Below are 24282 nucleotides of genomic sequence, written 5' to 3'. Positions count from 1 at the left end.
TATAAGCGGGGTACTAAATTAATTCTTTTTTGGGGAAATTATCTCGATAGTTAATAAAATCCCTTTCCAAAATTTACGCAGAATGTGTTATTTTGCATGTTATGCCGGTATACATAGCATCATTAAATTCGGGGAGCAACGGTAATTGCTATTACGTTGGCAACGAGCACGAAGCCGTGCTGATTGATGCCGGTATATCCTGCCGCGAAACCGAAAAACGTATGCTGCGCCTCGGGCTATCCATGCAAAAGGTGAAGGCTATTTTCATATCGCACGAACACTCTGATCATATTCGCGGGCTCTGTGTACTTGCAAAGAAATACCATCTGCCGGTTTATGCAACCAGCCGCACGGCGCATTTTTGCGGCGACATACCCAACGGGCTTTTTCGTGAACTTTTTGGTTATACCGCCATTACTATCGGCAGCCTGGTTGTTAATGCTTTCCCTAAGCACCATGATGCCGTAGAGCCGCACAGCTTTATGATAACCGATGGGGATATCCGTATTGGTGTATTTACGGATATTGGTGCTCCCTGCGAACATCTCATCAACCATTTTGCACAGTGCCACGCTGCCTTCCTCGAAGCCAATTACGACGAGGGCATGCTGGAGGCCGGGCGTTACCCGTATCATTTAAAACGCCGCATCCGCGGTGGCAAGGGTCATTTATCCAATCGCCAGGCCCTGCAAATGTTTATAGACCATAAGCCGCATTACATGAGCCACCTGCTGCTAGCCCATCTCTCTAAAGATAATAACGACCCTGAGCTTGCCCTGCAAATGTTTGTTCCGCATGCCGGGAATATCCACGTCAGTGTAGCATCGCGCTATAACGAAAGCGAAGTTTACTGCATCGACCCTGCCGGCGCTGTAGCGGCAAGCGGTGTATCGCTCAATCAAATTACCGGGCAATTTCAATTCGCCTTAAGCTAATGCTTGATATTTTATACCGCAACGAACACCTCATCGCTATCAACAAACCCCATGGTTTGCTGGTTCACCGCTCTCCTATAGCCGCCGATGCCGAAGAATTTGCCATACAAATACTGCGTGACCAAATAGGGCAGAAGGTTTACCCCGCCCACCGTATCGACCGTAAGACCGGTGGCGTACTGCTTTTTGCGTTGGATAAAGAGTCTGAGGTTGCCATGCAGCAGGCCTTTATGGAAAATCGCGTCAGCAAAAAATATTTGGCCATTGTACGCGGTTATGCGCCCGACGAAATGGAGATAGATTACCCACTGCGTAAAGAGAACGGTACCCTGCAGGATGCGCTTACGCGCTTTAAAACCTTAAAACGCGCCGAACTGGATGTACCGCTGGGGAAGCATGCTACATCGCGCTATTCGCTGGTGGAGGCTACACCGCAAACCGGGCGTATGCACCAGTTGCGCAAACACTTTGCCCATATATTCCACCCAATAATAGGCGACCGTACCCATGGCTGCAACAAGCAGAACAAGTTGTTTAAAGAGAAATGGGAAATGGAGACTATGTTGCTGCATGCACAAGAACTGAGCTTTACCCACCCCATAAACGGCGCGGAAATTGTTACGGTTAATGCACCCCTGCAGCCCGGCTTTTTGCAGGCCGTGGCCATAATGGGTTGGTGAAAATTTTTAGAAAATAATAAGTTTTACTGTAGTACTTTTGCGCTGCCGTAAATTAAACGGAATTTATACTGAATGAAAAGAGTTGTTGTAACCGGTATGGGTACTATCTCGGCAACAGGGATGAACATTGCTGAGTTTTGGAATAATATTAAAGAGGGTAACAGCCCCGCAAAAAACATTACGCGTTTTAACGCCGAAAAATTTAAAACGCATTTTGCTACCCAGATAGCAGACTTTAACCCTGCGCAATACCTGGACAGGAACGAAATAAAACGTAGTGACCTGTATAGCCAATACGCACTGATAGCCGCAGGGCAGGCCATCGCCGATTCGGGCTTTGATGTGAATGCCATGTCGCCTTTTGATATTGGTGTAATATTTGGTACTGCACAGGGCGGTATGGAAACTTTTGAACAACAGTATAAAGAGTTTGCCGAGAAAGGTTACGAACCGCACTTTAACCCCTTCTTTATCCCAAAAACGTTGGTGAATATGGCCGCAGGTCTTATCTCCATAAAATATGGTTTTATGGGCGTAAACTTCTCTGCTGCTTCGGCATGTGCGAGCGCCAATACTGCCATTATGGATGCCTTTAATTATATCAAATTCGGTAAAGCTAAGATCATCATCACCGGTGGTGCTGATGCGCCTATATCCGAGGCTTCGATAGGTGGTTATAACTCGTTGAAAGCATTATCGACCCGCAATGCCGAGCCAACCAAGGCATCGCGCCCGTTCGACATTGAGCGCGATGGTTTTGTGATGGGCGAGGGCGCAGGCGTATTGGTGTTGGAAGAGTACGAACATGCGAAAGCGCGCGGTGCGCATATCTACTGCGAGGTGGGCGGCGCCGCCATGACGTCTGACGCTTACCACATCACTGCTACCCATCCCGAAGGCAAAGGCGCCGTACGTGCCATGCAACTGGCATTGGAAGATGCCGGTTTAAATACCAGCGATATTGGTTTTGTGAACGCACATGCTACATCAACCCCGGTAGGTGATATCAGCGAAGCTAAGGCAGTGCACACGGTTTTCGCGAGCAATGATAACCTGCACGTGAGTGCCACCAAATCGGTTACCGGCCACTTGCTGGGTGCTGCCGGTGCGGTAGAGGCTATTATTGCAGTGAAGGCCATTACCGATGGCGTTGTTCCGCCAACCATCAATACGCAAACTATAGACCCGCAGATACCACAAGACCTGAAAATTGTTACCGGTGCCGCCATTGAGAAAACGGTTAATGCAGCACTAAGCAATACCTTTGGCTTTGGTGGGCACAATGGCGTGGTGATATTTAAGAAAGTTTAAACAGGAGGAAATATGAGCAATAACGATGTAATGAAGAAACTCCGCGTGGCCCTTTCGCTTCGCGATGATGATATTATTGCCATATTGGCGCTGGTGAACTTCCGTACCACCAAAACCGAGCTGAGTGCCATCTTCCGCAGTGAAGACCACCCAAACTTTCAACCCTGCAAAGACCAGCTGTTGCGTAATTTTTTAAACGGACTGGTAATTTACAAACGCGGCCCCATGCCCGATAACCGGGATAAGAATAAGCAGCAGGGTGGTGGGAGTGCTAAGCCGAAGCCTGAAGAAAGAAAAAATAGCGAAGGCAAAGCATAGTTAAAATATCGAACACCGAATTTCGAATATCCAATGATGAAGTAAGCTTTTTTACTTCATCATTGGATATTCGGAGTTTATCATTCGATATTCCTCTTTAATGTTTATCCACTTCCTTCTCTATCAACCTGTACTTACCTTCTTTTATCAGCTTCTGTTGCTCGGGCGAGAAGGGTACGCGGCCGCCAAAATCCTGTACCCACACTTGGTTGGTTTCGGCAACACCTACTTCTTTTAAGGCCGGGTTCATTAGGTTTTGGCAATGCCCTTCGCTTTTAAACCAGCCTGCCATTACCTGTTCAATACTGGTTTGGCCTTTGGCAATGTTTTCGCCTACCATAAAACTTTTCCAGCCCTTAAAAAAGTAGCCGGCAAATACAATGCGGTCGCTCATGCTGCGGCCGTCTTTGCTGGTATGGCTAAAGTAATCCTGATCGTACATATCGTCGGCGTGGGCCTGTGCGGCTTGTTCCAGGTTGTTGTTCCAAACCATTGCGGGAGCAGGCGGATACCATTTGCTGCCGCAGTTGCAGCCCTTTGTGCGTGTTTTATTAATAATGCGCAGGAATTCCTGTTTAAAGGCGGCGTTATTGCCAACACGCAGATAGGAGAATCCGCAAACCGCTAACAAGGCGATCGCAGAAAATGCGCTAAAAATATACTTCTTCATTACCAATAACAGACAAGGTTTCTGCCCTATGGTTTAGTTAACGCAAAACGTCAGCGCTTATTTCGGCGGCGGGTATAACGTAATAATAACAGCGCAACGCCAATTACAAAGGCTGTAATTATAATGAGGCCACTATTTTCTTGGAAGTTTTTTTGGAAGGCTGTTTGGATGCTTTCGGCTTCACGGTTTTTTTGGCTACGATCTGCGCTTTTTTTTTCACCGCCGAATCTATCTTTTGCGTGCTAATGGTATCGCCTGCAAAGCGGTTAATGGCGGCCATCGTTTCTGCTTCCTGCTTTTTAATATTGTCGGCTATAAGGTTGGCGCGTTTCATGGCAGCTATACCTTTCTCGGGCTCATCCATGCGGTTATACAGGTAGGCGTAGTTGCGCTGGGTGGCCATCTCCATTTCGGGGAGCTTGTTTTTAACGGAGAGGCTCAGCGCTTCATTCAGGTCGGTCATGGCCAGTTTGTAATCGCGTATCTCCATCTTTACCATAGAGAGTTTCAGCAGCGAGGTTATGATATTAGGCACATCATTCTTAATACGTGATATACCGTTAGATTGCAGGATGAACCATTTGGCTTCGCTGTATTTGCGTTGCGATGTATATACCTTGGCTAAGCCGTCAAAGCTGCTGCGTAAACCTGTAGAATCGCTATAGCGGCTGTAAAGGTGTAAGGCAAGCATGGTATAGTTTAACGCTTCGTTTTGGTAATAAACTTTACGGCGTCTGTTGGCAACGGTATCGTAATGCAGGTATATATCGGCAATTTGGGCGTACAGGGGCATTTTCAGCGAGTCGTTCTCTATCAATTGTAACGATTGCTTCAGGCTATCGAGCTTGCCCTGGGCGCGTGACTGGATCACTCCGGCAAATAATAAAAAAGCAAGGAAAATATATTTCTTCATCCGCTCAGAGGTATCTGTTATTAGCTTAAGCTCAAATAACATGCCTTAAACACAAAAAAGCGGCATATTGTTGATGTATACTCAAAATATCGGTCATTTGCTACAGAAACAACTGATAACTGGGGTAAAAATGGCTAAAAAATACTTAGCAATAGCTATAAGCTCTAATAAATAGTATTAAATATTAGCAGCAGGTGGCCTAAAGTTTGGCCGATAAGTTATTGAATAACCTTTTCGTATTTTAGCAGCGAACGCCTTAGCCATGCAGAGTTGGCCAATATGGTGTTGAACAAAGTAATACCCAGCGTAGCGGTTAATATACCTGCCAAAACATCAAGCACGTAATGGTGGCTTGCATATACGGCGGTAAACCATATACCTACGGTTACGGTAATAAAGAAGATGTTGATAGAACCCAGCTTATTTTTCAGCCCGTAATAAACCACAATAACCGGGTACGAAGAGTGCAGCGATGGCATGGCCGCAAACACGTTAGAGCCTTTGGAGTAAATATCTTTAAAAACGGTTACGTTGAAATATTTATCGAACCTGGCCAGTCCGGCAGTGTTGCCCGGCGTTAACGGATGGAAGTTGAAACCGTGCGCCTGTATATACCATGGCGGTGCGGCAGGGTAAGTATAATACACCACAAAACCTAGCAGGTTTACCACCACAAAGGTGAGCGAAAAGTACAGGAATTGCTCGCGGTTTTTAAAGAACAGGTAAGCCGCAAAACCCAGCGGCACCGGTATCCAGCAGAGGTAAAAAAGGCCGGCAAAAATATCGGTGGTATTGTTGGCCTTCAGCAATAGGTACTCGTTAGGAGTAAGGATGCTGCCGTTGTAGTTTATGCCGAACAGGCTTTTTTCGGTATTGTAAAGCTCCTCAATGGCCACTTCGCTGTAGTGGTAGTTGGGGAAGGCTTTCATGTAATCGAAAATTATCCAGTAAACGATAAATATCGAAAAACCCAGTATGAACTTGCGGGTGATTACCGATGCGTAAAACAGCACATTGAATATCCCGATAAGGACAAGCTGATCTGACTTAAAGCCTAAAAGAGCGATAGAGAGCAGTAAATATAATAGCGACAGCCCCGTTACAATGCTTATACTTTTTTGATTGATACGGATGCCGTCATCAACAGCATTAGCCATTCTGTTTCTTAATAAAATCCGAATTGAATATTTTATCCCATAGTGGGGAGCTTACACCGTAACCTTTGGTAGGGTCTTGGTAGTGGTGCAGCATGTGATGCTTTTTTATGGCTTGCCAAATTCCGCTTTTAAAGTTAAAGTGGTGGATGGCGTAGTGCGAAATATCATATACCAAATAACCCAAAATAAAGCCGGGGAAAAAGCCGAAGATATAATTGGTTGGTAGCATGGCATTAAACAAAAAGTAAAAGCCGGTAGCCAATGGTATACTTGCTGATGGTGGCATTACCAAACGCAAAGCATCGCTCGGGTAATCGTGGTGTACACCGTGGAAAATGAAGTGCAAACGCAGCGCCCATTTGGCCTTAGGCACAAAGTGGAATACAAAGCGGTGCATAATGTACTCGGTAAGCGTCCAGATGAACAGACCGAAAAAGAAAAGCCAGATGTAGTTGAGCATGCCTATGTTTTTATCATACGCAAAGTAGCTGCACACACCGATAACCGGCACGAATATAATAAGCGGTACCCAGTAGTACACTTTAGATAAGCTCTCTAAGAAGTCGCTCTTAAACATCCTCACAGATTCCTGCGAGTTGGAAACAAAGTTCTTTGCCATAAAACCTTAAGGTTTAAACCGTTCTGTTATATCTTTTCCTGTTGCCGGGTCTGTTCCTTTCATCTCCACATACACAATGTTTGGCAACCAAAAAGAACCTCCCTCTATTTTAATAAACACTTTTTGCAGCGCCATTTGCTTTTGCGCCACCGTTGCGAAGATACGGTATTTTCCGTCAGCGGCCTTCATTAAGGTCATCGGAAATTTTTTGTATGACACAAACCTGATATCATATTTATCTTCGCCCAGCTGTTTTTGCACCAATCCGTAGGCGAACTTGCGCTGTATATAATTCAACTCCGCCTTTTGCCCGTGCTCGTTGTATCGTATCCAATAAACGTGCATTGGCTCTTCTTCGTTCAACTTACCATCGCTGTCGATATTCAACTCGTACATCACGGTAGCCGTATTGCTGGTGCGCTGTAAGTAAAACAAAGTTTTAGGGTCGGCAGGCGGCACCGGGAATACCATTTGCTCGGCAGATTTTTTATTCTTTGTAGAATCTGCCACCGTTGCAGATAGATTAAGGTCAGCCGATGCTTTTACCGTTGCCGATAAGGAAAACAAAAGGCATAAACCAACGCTCAGCCTTACAAAAACACGATTATTCATTACCGCTTTCTGATAGTGCTTTTTTGGCATCTACCAATCGTTTAAATGCTGTTAAATTGGTTAATACGGCCAGTATAGCTATCGGGAAGGTGAAGATAGACATGGTTTCGAACACATGGAAACGGATGCCCGGTATCCAGTATTTGTAATCGCCGCCGATGTAGCTCGATGTAATGCCGCATGCAATAGCAAATACTGCAATGGTTATAATGCGCTCGGGCCTTTGCATCAAGCCGCCTTTGCACTCAACACCCAAGCCTTCGGCGCGCGCACGTACATAGCTCACCATCATAGAGCCTATCAAGGCTATAAAAGCAAATATCGAGCTAAGGAAGTAGTGGTGGGCCACTAGGTAATAGCAAATACCCAGGAACATGATGAGTTCGCTGTAACGGTCTAAAACCGAATCGTACAAGGCACCAAAAACCGATTTCATGTTACCCAAGCGGGCCACCTGCCCATCGAGCATATCAAACAGGCCGGCGAATAAAATTAAACCGCCTGCCCAGCCTACGTAGCTAAGGTTGGCGCGGTCGCCGTCTTCGCCGCCGATGATAAATATTGCCGCAACGCCCACATTTAAAATGAAGCCGATAGAGGTAACAGCGTTAGGGGTTAAACCAAGCTTTATCAGCAATTTAACAAATGGGTCTATTACCTTATATATGCCAAGCTGTAAGCTTGTGCGTACCGATGTTTGTGCCATTTCTGAAATAAAAATAAATAAAATCCAACAAAAAATTAAAAATCGAACTTGATCTTCACCCTTACGCCATACGGCGCAATATCGGGGTGGTCTAAGTACGATAGCCTTTTCACGAAGTCGACCCTCACGAATTTGAATATATTCTCTACGCCCACGCTGGCCTCCATGTAGGGTGTTCTATCTAACGCATATGTAATTGGCTTACCATTAACATCGGTAGGGAACTGGTATACCGATGAACTGTAAGCCGGGTTATTCTTCTCGCTCAAACCACCATACAGCGCCTTGAACGACGCCGTTTCGCGCCATTTCAACCTTTTGAACAATGGTATCTTGTTGAAGAAGAAACCACCGAAGTGCTGGTCGATATTGATGCTGGCGTATTTATCGCTTACAAACTCCAAAAAGTTCATCAAGTTGTATGAGTCGATAACATAGGCAAAGGTTTGATTGGCCCTGTGAATATTTAACAGGGGATAGGGTACCTGCCCAAAAATGCGGCCGCCCTCGGCTGATATATCCGAGAAACCGAACGGCGCTATGTAAAAGCGTTTGTCTATACGGCCACGCAGGTTTTGGTAGTTGTATTGCCCGCCCAATGCACCTTTAACCCCCTGCGTATAATCTAACGAGAAGATAGGGTATTGGTTGATGATAGGTATACGGAACAATTTGCCCTGATAAAACTGTTCGCCCGGTGCATAGCGTATCCCTGCCGAAACCTCAGTAGTAGTCAGGTCGCTAAACATAGTGCTGGGCCCGTTTTGGAAAGGGAACAACGAACCAGCAGGTGTTTGCACCCACTTGCGCCCACCAAAGGTGAACGATAGGTGATTTTCCAGTTCGTGTATATAATCGATCTTATACTGGTCGTTATACAGGTATTTATCGTTGGTGCCTCGTTTAAAAGATAACAGCACGTTGTCTTCCTGTATAAACTGCAGTTCCTGGCCCGGTATTTTAGTGTCTCGTTGGAAACTGGCCTTGATAAAATGCTGAGGAAATTTATAAACGCTTTTGGCATTGAACGAATAGGTACCGCCAACAGAGTACTTCCATCTTTCATCTTTAAAACCATATGCAGCGTAGCCTTCAAAAAACCAACGCTTGCTAAAGTCAACTGTAGTACGGCCACCAACCCTCAGCCTGAAGCCTTCTATAGGGTTAAAGCTGTAAAAGGTACTTGCCGGGCCAACCTCAAACTTGCCAAAGCCCTTGTAACCAGCCAAAAACAGAGTAACCAAATCGGCCGTACGCCTGAAGGATGGCATGTGGGTAAGGCTATCGATATTATGGTACGTGCGCGATTCTGCCTTGGTTAATGTATCTAAACGGTTTTGCTGCCAAAACTCTTCGCTGCGGTGTTTTACGGCATCATCCTCCAGGTTTATATCCGGCTGATATAAAACATCGGGCTGCATTTTATTAACAATATAGTTGCCGTAGGTAACTGTACGCACCCCAAATAAGCCGCTTTTACGCTTTGCTGTTATACCAAAATCTGCATAGGTATTGCTGCGGCTAAGGTGGTAACGGCCATCAGGGTTCAACTCAAAATCAAGGTCTACGTGCATCATGCGCACAAAGTTTACGTTGATGTTTTTGTTGATGGTAAGGCCCGCCTTTTGTACGGCGTAATTGCCATCGAGCGTGATATAGATATCACCTTCGAACAATATATCGTTGGTGTTGCGCGGCGTAAAACTCAGCTGTATAAGCTTTTGGTTGTTGGCCAGCGTAATGGTATCGGTAATAAAAAACTTGTAGTAACTGGGGGCAGCGTCTGCAATCGGGCTTAAGAACTGCCTTCCTAACAGGTATGAGCTGTTGGCATAAATATCTACCTTAGGGTACAGGTGCTGAAAATACTGGCCAAGGCCCTCGTTATCCACTGCAGGGCCCAGGTTTACGCTCTTTTCGCCCAATACAACTACTTTGTTAGCTTCGGGGGTTTTGCGGTAATAAGTTTGCTGTAGCTTTTCTACCAAATAAATAGGCAGTAACGATTTGCCGGGGTAGCTGGTGCTATCCTTATTCTCGAACATGAACTTATACTTGCGGAAGAATTTCTTCTCGGGCAGTTTTTCGCTCACGTTACTGAATGAGAACAGCATTTTATCGTATTCTTTATATTCTACGTAGTTATAGGCTTCAGGGCGGTTCTTCTCTTTGTTAGCAATTACCTGGCGGATAAGCTCTACTGCAGGGTTATCCTTATTAGTATACTTAGTACGCTTCTTGGCCTGTATAGTAACCTCGTTTATTTGCTGTGCCGATGGAAACAACCTTACGTTTATTACCTGTTCTTTACCGGGGGTAACAGCTACGGTTGCCTCTTTATAACCCAGGTAAGTTACTTTTAATTGGGTGTATGGTTGTGCCGAGCGCAGGCTGAACGAGCCATCATCTTTGGTGTTAGCCCCAATGGTACTGCCGGTGAAGCTTACCGCAACAAACGACAGTGGCTTTTTTGTTGCCGCATCGGTAACAACGCCGGTTACTATTGTATTTTGCGCAGCCAGTGTAGTGCTTACAAATAAAAATGCAATAAATAGTAAACGCTTAAAAGTGTCTTTACAAATCATTTATAAACTATACTGTTGCTCAAATTACAACGGCCAAAGGTAAAAAAAAATCCCTACAGACTATTGTGGTCAAAAAGTCAAATATCAATAATTAAACGGCTTATTCCCCCAAAGCAGCCGTGCCTGCAAGCGTGCTTTATGGCCCCGCTATTGCACCGTGGCTGCAAATTTAGCCCCTTGTATCAAGCGGATAAATTAGATAGTTTAACCCTGCAATTGTTACTACTTACGCAAAAAACTGTGCCAATAGTTGCTACATTAACAAATAACCGGGGGAGGTGGGTGTTTTGTTTATTAATTACAGTAGTGTAAAAGTATAATAAAAAAACAGGCCACGCAAATTTGCGTGGCCTGTTTTTAAAGGCTGATATTTAACGGTTATGCACCGGCAAACATATCATCATAGTAATCTAAGCCCAGGTGGGTGATCAGGTCTTCGCCCATTAAGTAACGCAGGGTGTTCTCCAACTTAATTAATTGTTTGAAGATATCGTTCTCTGCATGAAGGCCCGGCGCAGTTTGCGGCGATTTCAGGTAGAACGATAACCACTCTTGTATACCGCTCATGCCGGCACGTTTAGCCATATCGCAGAAGATAGCAAGGTCTAAAGCAATAGGGGCAGCCAGGATAGAGTCGCGGCAAAGGAAATTGATCTTGATCTGCATTTTGTAGCCTAACCAGCCAAAAATGTCGATGTTATCCCAGCTTTCTTTGTTATCGCCGTGAGGAGGGTAGTAGTTGATACGGATCTTGTGGAAGATCTCGCCGTATAACTCAGGGTTTTCTTCAGGGCGCAGGATGTCTTCCAATACACCAAGTTTAGAAACCTCTTTAGTTTTAAAGTTATCCGGATCATCCAATACCAAACCATCGCGGTTACCCAAAATGTTGGTAGAGAACCAGCCGTGTACACCCAGGCTACGTGCAGCAAGGCCCGGAGCCAAAACGGTTTTCATTAAAGTTTGGCCTGTTTTAAAGTCTTTACCGGCAATAGGAGTGTTGGTTAATTTAGCCAACTCTATCATTGCAGGGATATCAACAGTTAAGTTAGGAGCGCCGTTAGCGAAAGGCACGCCAAGTTTCAACGCTGCATAAGCGTAGATCATACTTGGGGCAATGCGTTTGTCGTCGTCAACCAAAGCCTGCTCAAAAGCAGCAAGGGTTTCGTGTATCTCCGAACCTTCGAAGTAAACCTCGGTAGAACCGCACCATACTAATACAACGCGATCTAAACCGTTATCGGCCTGGAAGTTTTTGATATCTTCCATAACCTGCTGTGCAAGCTCGTAACGGGTACCGGTTTTTACGTGTGTACCATCAAGGTTTTTAGCGTAGTTTTTGTCGAAAGCGGCTTTCATCGGTTTTATCGCTTCCAGGCCCTCGCGTACTTCGTTCAGTAAAGATGCCTCTAACACTTTAGCGTTCATGGCAGCTTCGTAAACGTTATCTTCATATACGTCCCAACCACCAAAAACAATGTCTTCCAATTTGGCCAAAGGCACAAAATCTTTAATTTTTGGATGGCGGTTTTCAGTTCTTTTTCCTAAACGGATGCTTCCCATTTGTGTAAGTGAGCCCACAGGCTGAGAAATACCTTTTTTTACGGCCTCAACGCCGGCGATAAGGGTTGTAGCTACCGCACCCAAGCCCGGAATTAAGATACCAAGCTTCCCGGTGGCGGGTTTGATGTCGATTTTCATTTGTACTGTTTGTTTAAGATCAATAATAAAGCGCTGCGGTTTTATTGTGTTAAGCGTAGGCCGCAATGCTCTACTGTGTTTGTTTAATTGTTATAAAATAAGGCTTAAAGCCAGTTATTTTCTTTATACCAGGCAAGGGTGAGGCTTAGGCCCGCCGGCAGGTTGTGGCGCGGGTAAAAACCAATTTCGGCTTGTGCTTTGGCAATATCGCAGTGCCAGTTTTTCGCGGTAAGCTCGGCTATTTTGTCGGTATTAACCGTTGTTGCCTTGCCGCGCAAAGAACTCAATTTTCCGTTCAAAGCTGCAATTATTTTTACAAAGTTTACAGGAAAATGAATTTTATATACACGTAATTTTAATAATTCCTTAACAAGGTCGCCTAATTCGTAACGGTTGTAAAAATTTCCGTCGGATAAATTGTAGCTGCTTTGTGGCGGGGCATGCAGCGCATTAATGGTTGCCACTGCCAGATCCGGTGCAAAAAGCACGCTTCGTTTCTGCTCTGCTTCACCTGCGTAGGGCTCCAGCCCTTTGGCCATTTGTTTAATAAATAAAAAAAAGCCTTTATCGCGCGGACCGTAAACAGCCGCCGGCCTTAAAATGGTATAGTTAAGCTTTGTAAGCGTAGCTATCTTTTTTTCGGCTGCCAATTTGCTTTTGCCAAAGGTATTAACCGGGGCGGGGGCGGTGCCTTCGGTTAGCAGCCCGTTAAGGCTTTTTAAAGGCCCTATAGCGGCCAGGCTGCTCATTTGTATAAACTTTTTTACGCCGCATTCTTCGGCCGCTTTGGCCAAATTGTAGGCGAAGTAAGTGTTTACGGTTACGTACTCCTTTTGCGAGCGGCCGTTATTTACGCCCGCCAAGTGTATAATATAGTCGTACTGTTTTTCTTTTATTTCTTTGATGAGCCCTTCTACATCGTTATACCGCAGGTGCGTGTACTGGATGTTGAATTGCCTCAGGTGGTCGGTATTGCTGGCCTTGCGCACAGCGGCGTATACCTCCAAATTGTGTTTAAGCGCTTCCGCTATAATATGATACCCTACAAACCCACTCGCACCGGTTATTAAAACCCGTTCCCTCATATTTTCTTTTCGTATATCCTGTATGTTTTATACTGTTCGCCGCCAATAGCTTCAATAGCACGGTTCACCATGTCGTTTTTCTCTAAAGTCCAGCTGGCTTCGGCGTATTTCAGGTTTTTGCGGCGGTACTCTTTTATTATAGAGCCATATAAGCAAGCCTCAATACCCAGTTTACGGTAGCCCTCTATTACGCCCAGCAACATAATGCGTATGCCCTGTATTTTACTTTTGTTTAGTAATAGTTTAAAGATACCTGTAGGCAATAAGCGGCCTTTTTTAATGGTTTTCAGTATCTGGTTAATATCTGGTATAGCTACGCCAAAACCTACTATTTTACCATCCTGCTCGGCCACTAAGGCAAAGTCGGGGTCGAGGATCATTTTCAGGTCCTTGGCGGTGTAGTCAAATTCCTCGTTGGTCATGGGGAAGAAGCCCAGGTTTTTATCCCATGCCTTATTATATACATCGCGCAGGGCATCGGCCTCTTCTTTAAACTTCTTAAGGTTTATTTTGCGGATAGTGATGCCGCTGTTGCGTGTAAGGCGTTCTTTCAGCCTATCCAGCATCTGTAACGATTTATCGTTGTAGTTCTGCGCATCCCAGTGCCAGGCCAGCAGGTCGGTTTGTTTTTTAAAGCCGAAGTTCTCCAGCAGGGTAATATAATACTCCGGGTTGTAGGTCATCATCACCATGGGCGAACTATCGAAGCCTTTTACCAGCAGGCCGCAGGTTTCGTTGGTTGACGGGTTTACCGGGCCAACAATAGTTTCCAGTCCTCGTTCTTTAAGCCAATTAACCGCTGTTTCTAAAAGCAGGTTGGCAGTTTCCTGGTTGTTTTCGCAATCGAAAAAGCCAAAGAAGCCATCGTTACTGTTGTTGAATTTGTTGTGGTTGTTGTTTTGGATTGCCGCAATACGCCCCACTATCTTATCGCCATCGTACGCCAAAAAGGTTTGCAGCGACGAATGTTTGTGAAAAGGGTGGGTAGTTAAAATATCACGCTGAGCGATAAAAAGCTCCGGTACGTAATACGGATCGTTCTTATGCAACTCGTGCGGGAAATCAATAAACGAGGCCAGTTCTTTTTTAGAGCTTACCGAAACAATTCTTTTCATGGTGTTTTAAGGGGGGCTTAAAAACAAATGCCGATTCAAATGCTGGGGGCAAATTGAACCGGCGTTGTGGTATTATTTATAATTTTGGTGTGTTATGTCGTGTTGTCACAACCGTGGTATTATGCCAGTTTTTTTAATGGCACGCCCACTTCTTTAAATGCAGCTATTAGTTTTTCAACTGCTTCGTCTATCTGCTCGAAAGTGTGTGTAGCCATCAGCGAGAAGCGAAGTAAAGATGCATCTGAAGGTACCGCAGGCGATACAACCGGGTTAACAAATATACCGGCGTTTTGCAGGTAATTGGTAACCATAAAGGTTTTATCGTTATCGCGGATGTAGATAGGCAGGATAGGGCTTTCAGTAGCGCCAATATCAAAGCCTTCGTCGGTTAGCAATTTAACCGCATAGTTGGTATTATCCCAAAGCTTTTGTATACGCTCCGGTTCCGACTCGATGATGTCCAATGCAGCAATAACGCTGGCAACCGAACCGGGAGTCATGCTCGCGCTGAACATTAATGAACGTGCGCGGTGTTTTATATAATCGATAGTTTCGTGATCGCTGGCAATGAAACCGCCTAACGAAGCAAGCGATTTGCTAAAGGTGCTCATGATAAGATCCACCTCGTTAGTTAAGCCAAAGTGAGATGCAGTACCTGCACCGTTTACGCCGATAACGCCAAGGCTATGGGCATCATCAACCATTATATTTACGCCGTATTTGTCGGCAAGCTGTACAATTTCGGGTAGTTTAACAATATCGCCTTCCATGCTGAAGATACCATCAACCACAATAACTTTAACGGCTTCTTCGGGCAGTATGCTCAGCTTACGCTCGAGGTCTGCCATATCGTTGTGCGCATATTTAATTACTTTAGAGAACGACAGGCGGCTACCATCAATGATAGAGGCGTGGTCGTATTCATCTAATATTAAATAATCGTTACGGCCGGTAATACACGATAATACACCCAGGTTTACCTGGAAACCGGTGCTGAATAATACAGCGGCCTCTTTACCTACGTAGTTAGCAAGGCGGCGTTCCAGCTCAATGTGGATATCAAGCGTACCGTTCAAAAAACGCGAACCGGCACAACCCGAACCGTATTTATCAATAGCTATCTTAGTAGCTTCCTTAATTTTAGGATGGTTAGTAAGCCCCAGGTAAGAGTTAGAACCAAACATTAAAACACGCTTGTTATTTATAATCACTTCAGTATCCTGACCGCTTTCGATAGGCCTGAAAAAAGGATACAGTCCCTGTGCCCGGATCATATTTGCATCCTGGAACTGGGCGATCTTATCGTGTAACTTTTTAACCATTTATTAACACTTCTTTAATTTTCTGTAAAAATACCATGAATAATCTTACCTCGTGCTTCGAAAGTGTAAATTTTTTCACATTCTCTTAATAAAGCACAATTTACAATCATAAGGCAAATTAATTAAATTTTTATTGAAACAAAGCCAAAATTTTGTAAAATGTAAAAGAAAACCTGAAAAACTGCCACAACGATAAGTATTATCTTATTTAAGTAAATTTTTTGTTGTGAATTTTAAAATTCTTTATAAATATGTCATCTTCGTGAACCCCTACTAAATTTATCGCAACGTAAAACGAACCTTTCTACATCGGGTTTGTTCCAGTATCGCACAACAATTTTATGAAAAAACTCCGCGGTTTATACATTATTACTGTAATACTTTTTTTTCCTGTCCTGCTACTCGCGCAAACTCCGGCCGATACTACGGTGGCAACGCTAACTTTAAAACAGAGCATTGATTACGCTATCAAAAATCAGCCCAAACTGAAACAAGCCTATATTGATGAAAGCATTAATGAAGATGATATCCGCATCAGCCTTTCGTCGTGGTTGCCGCAGGTAAACAGTTCTAATAGTATACAACACTATTTTCAGCGCGCTAACTTATTTGGAGGTGCAACTACCGGTACTGGTACGGGAACTGGTACAGGTACCGGCACAGGCACAGGTTCGTCAACACAAAGCCTGGCCGTGGCTAAAAACACATCTACATTAGGCGTATCGGCCAGCCAGGTATTGGTAAATAATGATGTATTGCTGGCTTCAAAGGCGTCAAAATATTCGCGCCTTTATTATAAGCAGAATACCGAGAGCAGCAAGATCGATCTTACAAGCGACGTAAGCAAGGCTTTTTACGATGTATTATTATCCCAACGCCAGCTGGATATTTTAGGCCAGGATATTGCCCGTTTGCGCCGTAGTTTAAAGGATGCCAAATCGCGCTATGATGCGGGCGTGGTTGATAAAACCGACTACAAGCAGGCAACCATCGCCCTTAATAATGGCTTAGCTTCTCAAAAAGCTACGCTTGAGGCTATCAAAAGCAAAACATCATACCTTAAACAGGTAATTGGCTTTAACCCCGAGAGGCGCATTATACTTGCTTACGACTCGGCTGCCCTGCAAACGCAGGCCATGGCCGATACTAACGAGATGGTTAACTACAGCAACCGTATCGAGTACCGCCTGTTAGAAACCTCCCGCAATCTGCAGAGCCTGAATGTATCTTATTATAAATGGGGCTTTTTGCCGTCGCTATCGGCAGTAGGCTCTTACAGCCTTGGCTATTTCGCCAATAACTATAGCGATCTTTATAGTAAATCTTTCCCAACGTCATACGTAGGGCTAAACTTAACCATTCCTATTTTTACGGGTGGCAAGCGGTTGGCCAACCTGAGCAAATCGCGCCTGCAGGTAAAACGTACCGACCTGGACCTGGAGAACACCCGCAACAGCATCAGTACCGAATACACCCAGGCATTGGCCGCCTACAAAAGTAACTATGCCAACTGGCAGGCCCTTACCGAGAACGTGCAGCTTGCGCGCGATGTATATAAGGTGGTTGACCTGCAATACCGCGAAGGTATTAAGGTATACCTTGATGTAATTGTAGCACAGTCGGACCTGCGCACGGCCGAACTGAATTATTATAACGCGCTTTTCCAACTTTTATCAAGCAAAATAGACCTGCAACGTGCTTTGGGCACTTTAACGGCCGAACAATAACAGCATATGAAGAACAGATATATATCTTTTTTGGCAGCGGTAGGTGTTTTAAGCCTTGCTGCTTGCGGTGGTAGCAACAAAGGAGGTGCCCCGGCCATGCCGCCCACTCCCGTTAATATTGTGGAGGCTAAAAAAGCCGAAGCTCTTTATTACGATAAATACCAGGGTATAGTAACCGCACTTAACGCAGTGGAATTGCGCAGCCAGGTGGCGGGCTATGTAACCGGTATATTTTTTAAGGAAGGTGATGTAGTTACAAAAGGCGCACCGCTTTACGAGATAGACCGCCGTAAATACCAGGCCGCTTACGATCAGGCAAACGCTAATGTGCTTAGCGCCAAAGCAAACCTGGTAAAAGCCCAAAAAGATATCGACCGTTATAATATGCTGCTGAAGAACGATGCTGTGGCCCGCCAAACTGTAGACCAGGCCGCTGCTACCTTTGAAACCGCTAACGCACAGTTGGCTGTTGCCAAAGCAGGTTTAGCTTCGGCCGCTACCGACCTTTCCTTCGCTACTATACGTGCGCCGTTTACCGGCCGCATTGGTATATCGCAGGTTAAATTGGGTGCGCAAGTGTCGCCGGGTACTACCTTATTAAATACGATATCAACGGGTAACCCGATAGGCGTAGATGTAGTAATAAACGAGCAGGACATTGAGCGTTTTTACAAACTGCAGCAGCACAGTGCCGATACCACCTTCAGGCTTACCCTGTCTGACGGTACCACTTATGATAAAACCGGAAAGGTATTCGCTATTGACCGCGGGGTGAACAACCAAACAGGTAGTATTAAAGTAAGGATACAGTTCCCCAACGAGAAAGATGTACTGAAAGATGGCATGAGCGCCGTATTACAGGTACTTAACGATAACTCGGGCGAGCGCGTGCAAATACCTTATAAAGCCGTTACAGAGCAAATGGGCGAGTTCTTCGTATTTGTGGCCCGCGATACTACCGTGAAAGATACCGCTGAAGACAAGAGCGTGAAAGACCGCCGCGACACCCTTGGCCACCAGGTGAAAGTGAAACTGGGCCCACGTGTACAAAGCAATATCGTAGTAATGGAAGGCCTGAAAGAAGGCGATAAAGTGATAAGCGAAGGTTTCCAACGCTTGCGCGATGGTGGCAAGGTAACACAGGGTGCAGCAGCCCCTGCGGCCGGTGCAGCACCTAAAAAATAGAAATACTTAAAGCAAATAAGGGAGTTACATCCCGCTAAAGCTAAAGAAATACAGCATGATCGCAGATGTTTTTATAAAACGACCCGTAACCGCCATTGTAATATCATTGGTGATATTAGTTGTGGGCGTGCTATCGATAATGAGCCTGCCGATAGGGCAGTACCCCGAAATTACCCCGCCTACGGTACAGGTAACCGGTACCTATACCGGTGCCGATGCGCTTACCGTTGAGCAAACTGTAGCTACGCCGGTTGAGGTGCAGGTGAACGGTACCCCGGGCATGACCTACCTGCAAAGTAACAGCACTGGTAACGGCGCCATGAGCATGACCGTTAACTTTGAAGTAGGTACCGATATTAATATTGCTGCGCTTGATGTGCAGAACCGCGTGGGTATTGCCCAACCAACCCTGCCGCAAGAGGTGCAACGCCTTGGTTTGGTGGTGCGTAAACGTAACCCAAGCATCCTGATGCTGGTGGCCATGTATTCGCCAAAAGGTACGCACGATGTTACTTTTACCGATAACTATACCAACGTATTTATAAAGGATGCGCTTTTGCGTACCAAAGGCGTGGGCGACGTATTTACCCGTGCCGATGACTTTAGTATGCGTGTTTGGCTGAAGCCCGATAAGCTGGCCGCCCTGAACATGACTGCCGCCGACGTTACTGCAGCTTTGCAGGAACAAAACGCGCAGGTTGCCGCAGGTACAGTGGGTGCCACCCCGCAAATGAAGGGCCAAACCTTTGAGTACAGCGTGCTGGTAAAAGGCCGTTTAACTGCCATAAGCGAGTTTGAAAACATCGTAGTTAAAACGCAGCCGGTTACAGGCTCGGTGGTGCACCTTAAAGATGTTGCGCGCGTTGAACTGGGTAAGTTTAATTACGCCGGTAACTCCTTTGTTGATGGTAAGCGTGCATCGTACCTGCTGATATACCAGGCACCCGGCAGTAACGCTATTGAGACTGCCGATAACGTGGTGAAAACCATGACGGAGCTGAAGAAAACCTTCCCGCAGGATATCGACTTTGTGGTGCCGTTCGAATCGGTTACCGTAGTAAAGGTATCGCTGGATGAGGTGATAGAAACTTTGGTTATCGCGCTTGCGCTGGTAATCATCGTAGTGTTCTTGTTCCTGCAAAACTGGCGTACCACCCTTATCCCGGTACTGGCTATCCCGGTATCTATTGTGGGTACGTTCATCTTCTTTATTCCGCTGGGCTTTACCATTAATACCTTAACGTTATTCGGTTTTGTACTGGCGATCGGTATTGTGGTGGATGATGCCATTGTGGTGGTTGAGGCCGTGCAGCATTATATGGACGAAAAAGGCATGAGCCCTAAGGATGCCACGCACCAGGCCATGAAGGATATATCGGCACCGGTAATTGCCATTGCCTTGATATTGGCAGCGGTATTCGTTCCGGTAGGTTTTGTGCCGGGTATAGTAGGCCGCCTTTACCAGCAGTTCGCTATTACCATTGCTATATCGGTACTGATATCGGCATTTGTGGCGCTATCGCTTACGCCGGCATTGTGTACTATATTATTACGCCCGCATAAAATAGATGAGAAGTCGACAGGGCTGAACAAGTTCTTCTTCAAATTCAACCAATGGTTCGATAGGGTGACCGGCCGCTACCGCAACACGGTTGATAAGGGTATTAAAAATTCCAAATTCGTTATCATTATATTGGTATGCGTTATTATAGGTACGGTGTTCCTGTTCAGGGGTAAGCCTGCAGGCTTTATTCCGCTGGAGGATGAAGGGCGTATATATGTTACTTACGATTTGCCCGAAGGCTCATCAACCGAGCGTACAGTTGCCGTATTGCACGAGATGATGGATGAGCTGAAAACTGTACCTGCTATAAACCACTATGCGGCATTGGGCGGTTTGAACGCGGTTAACTTCGCTACCAAATCTAACAGTGCTACCATATTTGTGCAGTTGAAGCCATGGGAGCACCGTAAAGATAAACAAGACCAGTTGCAGGGTGTTATTGCTACCATCACTAAAAAACTGTCGAGGTTTAAAGAAGCCAACGTGGTGGTTATATCGCCACCGGCCATACCGGGTTTGGGTAATACGGGCGGTTTCTCGTTCATACTACAGGAGCGCGAAGCGGGCGGCGATATCAAAAACTTCGAGAAAGTGTTGAACAACTTCCTGGGTGCTGTTAACAAACGCCCCGAAATTGCACGTGCATTCTCGTTCTTTGGTGCGCACACGCCGGCTTACCAGTTAACTATTGATAGGGAGAAGGCCAAAAAGCTGGGTGTAGCTATATCTGATGTAAACAATGCCCTGCAAACGTACATGGGTAGTGCCTACATTAACGACTTCACCATCTATGGGCGAAACTTTAGGGTGGTAAGCCAGGCCGATACCAATTACCGCACTAACATCCAGAATATCGGGCAGTACTTTGTGCGCAATTCATCGGGCGGTATGGTGCCGTTGAGCACGCTTACATCTTATAAGATGATAGAGAATGCACCGCTGATATCGCACTACAACCTTTTCCGCTCGGCGGAGATAAATGGTGCTACCAAGCCGGGCTTTAGTAGCGGGGATGCAATTAAGGCTCTGCAAGAAGTTGCTGCACAAACATTGCCGCAAGGTTACGGCTATGAGTTTTCGGGCCTAAGCCGCGAGGAGTTGCTATCGGGCTCAAAAACCATTTACATCTTCGCGCTTTCGATAGGGTTCGTATTCCTATTCCTGGCTGCCTTGTATGAGAGCTGGTCGGTGCCGTTCTCCGTACTGCTGGCGGTGCCGCTGGGTGCATTCGGGGCAATATTGTTCCTGTCGTTTAAAGATACGCTCACCAATAACGTATACGCGCAGATTGGTTTAATAACGCTGATAGGTTTGGCGGCCAAGAACGCCATCCTGATAGTAGAGTTTGCCAAAGAGCGTGTTGATAGGGGCGTAGAACTTGAAAAAGCAACGCTCGAGGCTGTAAGGCTGCGTTTACGCCCGATCATCATGACCTCGCTGGCATTTATATTAGGCGTACTACCGCTGCTGTTTGCATCGGGTGCAGGTGCCGAGTCGCGTAAAACTATTGGCTACACCGTATTCGGCGGTATGCTTACCGCAACTACATTGGCTATATTTATAGTGCCGGTGCTGTTTTACATCATCACCAAGTTTGCCTACGGTAAAGAGAAACTGGCCGAGTTAGAGAAAAACTATGTGCCGGACCCTAATGAGGACTCGGACCACTAACGGTTTTTAGCATAAACATAAGCCCTTCGGTTAATAGCCGAAGGGCTTTTTTGTTAAATGTTGCTACTGAAACGCGCCCATGGCATGAAAATCAAATGAAAATAAGCATGGCCAGGCAGCCCGGGTATATACCACAGCATACAGTTTTGTATGGTATCAACCACAAAAATTAATAAATATCATACGCTGTATGTGCGTGCTATTTTAGGGTGTGCCAAAGTATATTTTGTGTATAAAATAAGCTGATAATCAATATTGAGGGCGAAAAAATAATTTCTTAATAAGCCTTTTTTATGTCCAAAATCCCATCCGCTAAGGTTACGCCAATGTTAAAAATTGGCACAATGGCAAAGTATTTGTAATTGGGGAGGTATCACAATTTGAAAATTGTTTACTAAGAAAAACACAACGATGAAAAAAATGACAACTTTAGTAGCCGCAGCCTTTACAGCAGCAGCTATATTTTTAGGAACTAACGCAAACGCACAATCAACCCCCAAAAACGCTCTTCGTTTCGGTTTCGGTGTAGAAGGTATTGCACCTGTTGGCGGAGCTTTAAAAGATGTATCGAGCATTGGTATTGGTATAACCCCGCGTTTACAATATGGCGTTGATGATGCCGTTGCTTTAACCCTGACTTCAGGTTTCTATAACTTCTTTGGTAAAGAGGTAGGCAACACAGGTGCTAACTACCCAGCCTACCAAATGATACCGGTTAAAGCAGGTATTAAAGCCTTCATATCTCAAAACGTTTATTTGAGTGGTGAAGTTGGTGCCGGTTTCGAAACCAAAGAATTTTATGGTAAAAACACCAAATTATTGGCATCGCCGGGTATAGGTTGGGCTAACCAAAGCTGGGATATAGGCGCCCGTTATGAAAACTTCTCGGGCCAAAGCAATAGCTTCGGTACTGTAGGTTTACGTATCGCTTACGGCTTCGGTTTGTAATTGAACCAAATAACAAAAGAAAAACCCCGCTTGCATTCGCAAAGCGGGGTTTTTCTTTTAACCACCATGTAATTTCGACGAACAGCGGGGAGGCTGGTGTGGAAGGGGGAGGAGAAATCTTATGCGACTACATTATCCGCTGAGCATAGCGGTAATACTTGTCGGTAATGCTTTTCCGTTCAGGATTTCTCGTCGCTTCGCTCGCTCGAAATGACATTTTTTATTATTTACGCCAACTTCGCCAGCGCTTCTTTTATCCTTCTAACAGCCTCTATTAGTTTATCCTCAGCAGCAGCGTAAGATATACGGATAGATTTTTTATCGCCGAACGAATCGCCGCCTACGGTGGCTACGTGAGCTTCTTCCAGCAGGTAAATGCTCAGGGCGTCCGAGTCGGTAATGGTTTTGCCATTGTAGCTTTTGCCGAAAAACGAAGTAACATCAGGGAAGAAGTAGAACGCGCCTTCGGGCAGGTTAACTTCAACGCCCGGTATCTCTTTTAGCAAAGCATAAACAATATCACGGCGTTTTTGAAACTGCTCGCGCATGGCGTGCACGCTCTCCAAACCACCGGTGTAAGCAGCAACCCCCGCTTTTTGGGTGATAGAGCAGGTACCCGAGGTGATCTGACCTTGCAGTTTATCGCAGGCAGCAGCAATTTCGCTGTTAGAGGCAGTGTAACCAATCCTCCAGCCGGTCATGGCGAAAGCCTTGCTCCAGCCGTTTACGATCACTACACGGTCTTTAATGTAGTCGAATTGGGCTATAGACTCGTGGCCGCCTATAAAGTTGATGTGCTCGTATATCTCATCGCTCAGGATGTATATTTCGGGGTGTTTTTCAAATACTTTAGCCAGGCTTTCCAACTCAGCTTTGCTGTAAACGCTGCCGGTAGGGTTACAAGGCGACGAGAACATGAATAATTTGGTTTTTGGCGTAATGGCCGCTTCCAATTGCTCGGCAGTTATTTTAAAGCTGGTTTCAACGGTAGTATCAATAAATACGCTAACGCCTTCGGCCAGTTTCACAATTTCCGAGTAAGATACCCAGTAAGGAGTAGGGATAATAACCTCTTCGCCCGGGTTTACTAACGAAAGCACAGCATTAGCAAGCGCTTGTTTGGCACCGGTTGAAACTACAATTTGGGTATCGGTATAATCGAGGTTGTTTTCGTTCTTCAGCTTGCCAACTACGGCCTTGCGCAGGTCGGGATAACCGGCTACAGGGGTGTAGTAGGTAAAGTTCTTATCCATAGCTGTTTTAGCAGCTTCCTTAATATGCTCGGGCGTATGAAAATCAGGTTCGCCGAAGCTAAGGCTGATCACATCCACACCTTTAGCCGCCAGTTCGCGGCCCATTTTTGCCATTTTAATGGTCTGGGATTCCGACAGGTTGTTTATCCTGTTACTTAATGCGCTCATATTATTTGTGTTATTGCGCGGCAAATATAGAAAAATG

20 protein-coding genes are annotated in these 24282 nt (G+C 45.5%); 8 read left to right on the top strand and 12 right to left on the bottom strand.

Going from position 1 to position 24282, the window contains the following annotated elements:
• Window positions 1-101: 101 nt before the first annotated feature.
• From BC343_RS12255 to BC343_RS12240, 4 genes are all read left to right on the top strand, one after another.
• Window positions 102-935: an MBL fold metallo-hydrolase gene (locus tag BC343_RS12255; protein WP_078348078.1), complete on the top strand. Its 834-nt coding sequence runs from the start codon at window positions 102-104 to the stop codon at window positions 933-935.
• Entirely contained in the window at window positions 935-1615 is a 681-nt protein-coding gene (locus BC343_RS12250; RefSeq protein ID WP_078348077.1) for a pseudouridine synthase, read from the top strand. The genes BC343_RS12255 and BC343_RS12250 overlap by 1 nt, the downstream gene beginning before the upstream one ends.
• A 72-nt stretch (window positions 1616-1687) precedes the next feature.
• Window positions 1688-2926 carry a beta-ketoacyl-ACP synthase II gene (fabF, locus tag BC343_RS12245; protein WP_078348076.1) on the top strand — a complete coding sequence of 413 codons (1239 nt, stop codon included), beginning with the start codon at window positions 1688-1690 and terminating at the stop codon, window positions 2924-2926.
• A gap of 12 nt (window positions 2927-2938) precedes the next feature.
• Window positions 2939-3244: a DUF1456 family protein gene (locus BC343_RS12240; RefSeq protein ID WP_078348075.1), complete on the top strand. Its 306-nt coding sequence runs from the start codon at window positions 2939-2941 to the stop codon at window positions 3242-3244.
• Between the two features lie 97 nt (window positions 3245-3341).
• Here the strand turns inward: BC343_RS12240 and BC343_RS12235 are convergent, their stop codons facing one another.
• From BC343_RS12235 to spt, 11 genes are all read right to left on the bottom strand, one after another.
• Window positions 3342-3914, bottom strand: a complete 573-nt coding sequence (locus BC343_RS12235; RefSeq protein ID WP_078348074.1) for a CAP domain-containing protein — start codon at window positions 3912-3914, stop codon at window positions 3342-3344.
• 118 nt (window positions 3915-4032) lie between these two features.
• Window positions 4033-4827, bottom strand: a complete 795-nt coding sequence (locus BC343_RS12230; protein ID WP_143822164.1) for a hypothetical protein — start codon at window positions 4825-4827, stop codon at window positions 4033-4035.
• 218 nt (window positions 4828-5045) lie between these two features.
• On the bottom strand, window positions 5046-5984 hold the full coding sequence (locus tag BC343_RS12225; protein ID WP_078348072.1) for a phosphatase PAP2 family protein: 939 nt from the start codon (window positions 5982-5984) through the stop codon (window positions 5046-5048).
• Window positions 5977-6603: a sterol desaturase family protein gene (locus tag BC343_RS12220; protein WP_078348071.1), complete on the bottom strand. Its 627-nt coding sequence runs from the start codon at window positions 6601-6603 to the stop codon at window positions 5977-5979. Before BC343_RS12220 ends, BC343_RS12225 begins: the two co-directional genes overlap by 8 nt.
• A 6-nt stretch (window positions 6604-6609) precedes the next feature.
• Window positions 6610-7215, bottom strand: a complete 606-nt coding sequence (locus BC343_RS12215) for a DUF4833 domain-containing protein (protein ID WP_238381767.1) — start codon at window positions 7213-7215, stop codon at window positions 6610-6612.
• Complete coding sequence (locus BC343_RS12210) at window positions 7208-7921, bottom strand: CDP-alcohol phosphatidyltransferase family protein (RefSeq protein WP_078348070.1); 714 nt, start codon at window positions 7919-7921, stop codon at window positions 7208-7210. Before BC343_RS12210 ends, BC343_RS12215 begins: the two co-directional genes overlap by 8 nt.
• Before the next feature lie 35 nt (window positions 7922-7956).
• A complete protein-coding gene (locus BC343_RS12205) occupies window positions 7957-10506 on the bottom strand; it encodes a DUF5686 and carboxypeptidase-like regulatory domain-containing protein (RefSeq protein ID WP_078348069.1) in 2550 nt (849 codons plus the stop codon).
• 378 nt (window positions 10507-10884) lie between these two features.
• Complete coding sequence (locus BC343_RS12200) at window positions 10885-12207, bottom strand: inositol-3-phosphate synthase (protein ID WP_078348128.1); 1323 nt, start codon at window positions 12205-12207, stop codon at window positions 10885-10887.
• A 104-nt stretch (window positions 12208-12311) separates the two neighbouring features.
• Window positions 12312-13292 carry an NAD-dependent epimerase/dehydratase family protein gene (locus tag BC343_RS12195; protein ID WP_078348068.1) on the bottom strand — a complete coding sequence of 327 codons (981 nt, stop codon included), beginning with the start codon at window positions 13290-13292 and terminating at the stop codon, window positions 12312-12314.
• Window positions 13289-14407, bottom strand: coding sequence for a hypothetical protein (locus tag BC343_RS12190; RefSeq protein WP_078348067.1), 1119 nt, complete (start codon window positions 14405-14407; stop codon window positions 13289-13291). The genes BC343_RS12195 and BC343_RS12190 overlap by 4 nt, the downstream gene beginning before the upstream one ends.
• A 119-nt stretch (window positions 14408-14526) precedes the next feature.
• Window positions 14527-15729 (bottom strand): serine palmitoyltransferase, encoded by a 1203-nt coding sequence (gene spt, locus BC343_RS12185; protein ID WP_078348066.1) that lies wholly within the window; start codon window positions 15727-15729, stop codon window positions 14527-14529.
• Between the two features lie 341 nt (window positions 15730-16070).
• Here spt and BC343_RS12180 point away from each other — a divergent pair, with 341 nt between their 5' ends.
• The 4 genes from BC343_RS12180 to BC343_RS12165 all read left to right on the top strand — a co-directional run bounded on the left by BC343_RS12180 (window position 16071) and on the right by BC343_RS12165 (window position 22824).
• The gene (locus BC343_RS12180) at window positions 16071-17456 is read left to right on the top strand and encodes a TolC family protein (RefSeq protein ID WP_078348065.1); all 1386 of its coding nucleotides are present in this window, start codon (window positions 16071-16073) and stop codon (window positions 17454-17456) included.
• A gap of 6 nt (window positions 17457-17462) precedes the next feature.
• Entirely contained in the window at window positions 17463-18641 is a 1179-nt protein-coding gene (locus BC343_RS12175; protein ID WP_078348064.1) for an efflux RND transporter periplasmic adaptor subunit, read from the top strand.
• Between the two features lie 55 nt (window positions 18642-18696).
• A complete protein-coding gene (locus tag BC343_RS12170) occupies window positions 18697-21876 on the top strand; it encodes an efflux RND transporter permease subunit (RefSeq protein WP_078348063.1) in 3180 nt (1059 codons plus the stop codon).
• A 411-nt stretch (window positions 21877-22287) separates the two neighbouring features.
• Window positions 22288-22824 (top strand): hypothetical protein, encoded by a 537-nt coding sequence (locus tag BC343_RS12165; RefSeq protein ID WP_078348062.1) that lies wholly within the window; start codon window positions 22288-22290, stop codon window positions 22822-22824.
• 227 nt (window positions 22825-23051) lie between these two features.
• Here BC343_RS12165 and BC343_RS12160 read toward each other — a convergent pair whose 3' ends face one another.
• Window positions 23052-24245, bottom strand: coding sequence for a pyridoxal phosphate-dependent aminotransferase (locus BC343_RS12160; protein ID WP_202909784.1), 1194 nt, complete (start codon window positions 24243-24245; stop codon window positions 23052-23054).
• Window positions 24246-24282 lie beyond the last annotated feature (37 nt).

The organism is Mucilaginibacter pedocola, assembly GCF_002013915.1.
Classification (GTDB): domain Bacteria; phylum Bacteroidota; class Bacteroidia; order Sphingobacteriales; family Sphingobacteriaceae; genus Mucilaginibacter; species Mucilaginibacter pedocola.
Note: the sequence above shows the minus strand (reverse complement) of the source record. Positions and strands in the feature narration are given on the sequence as shown.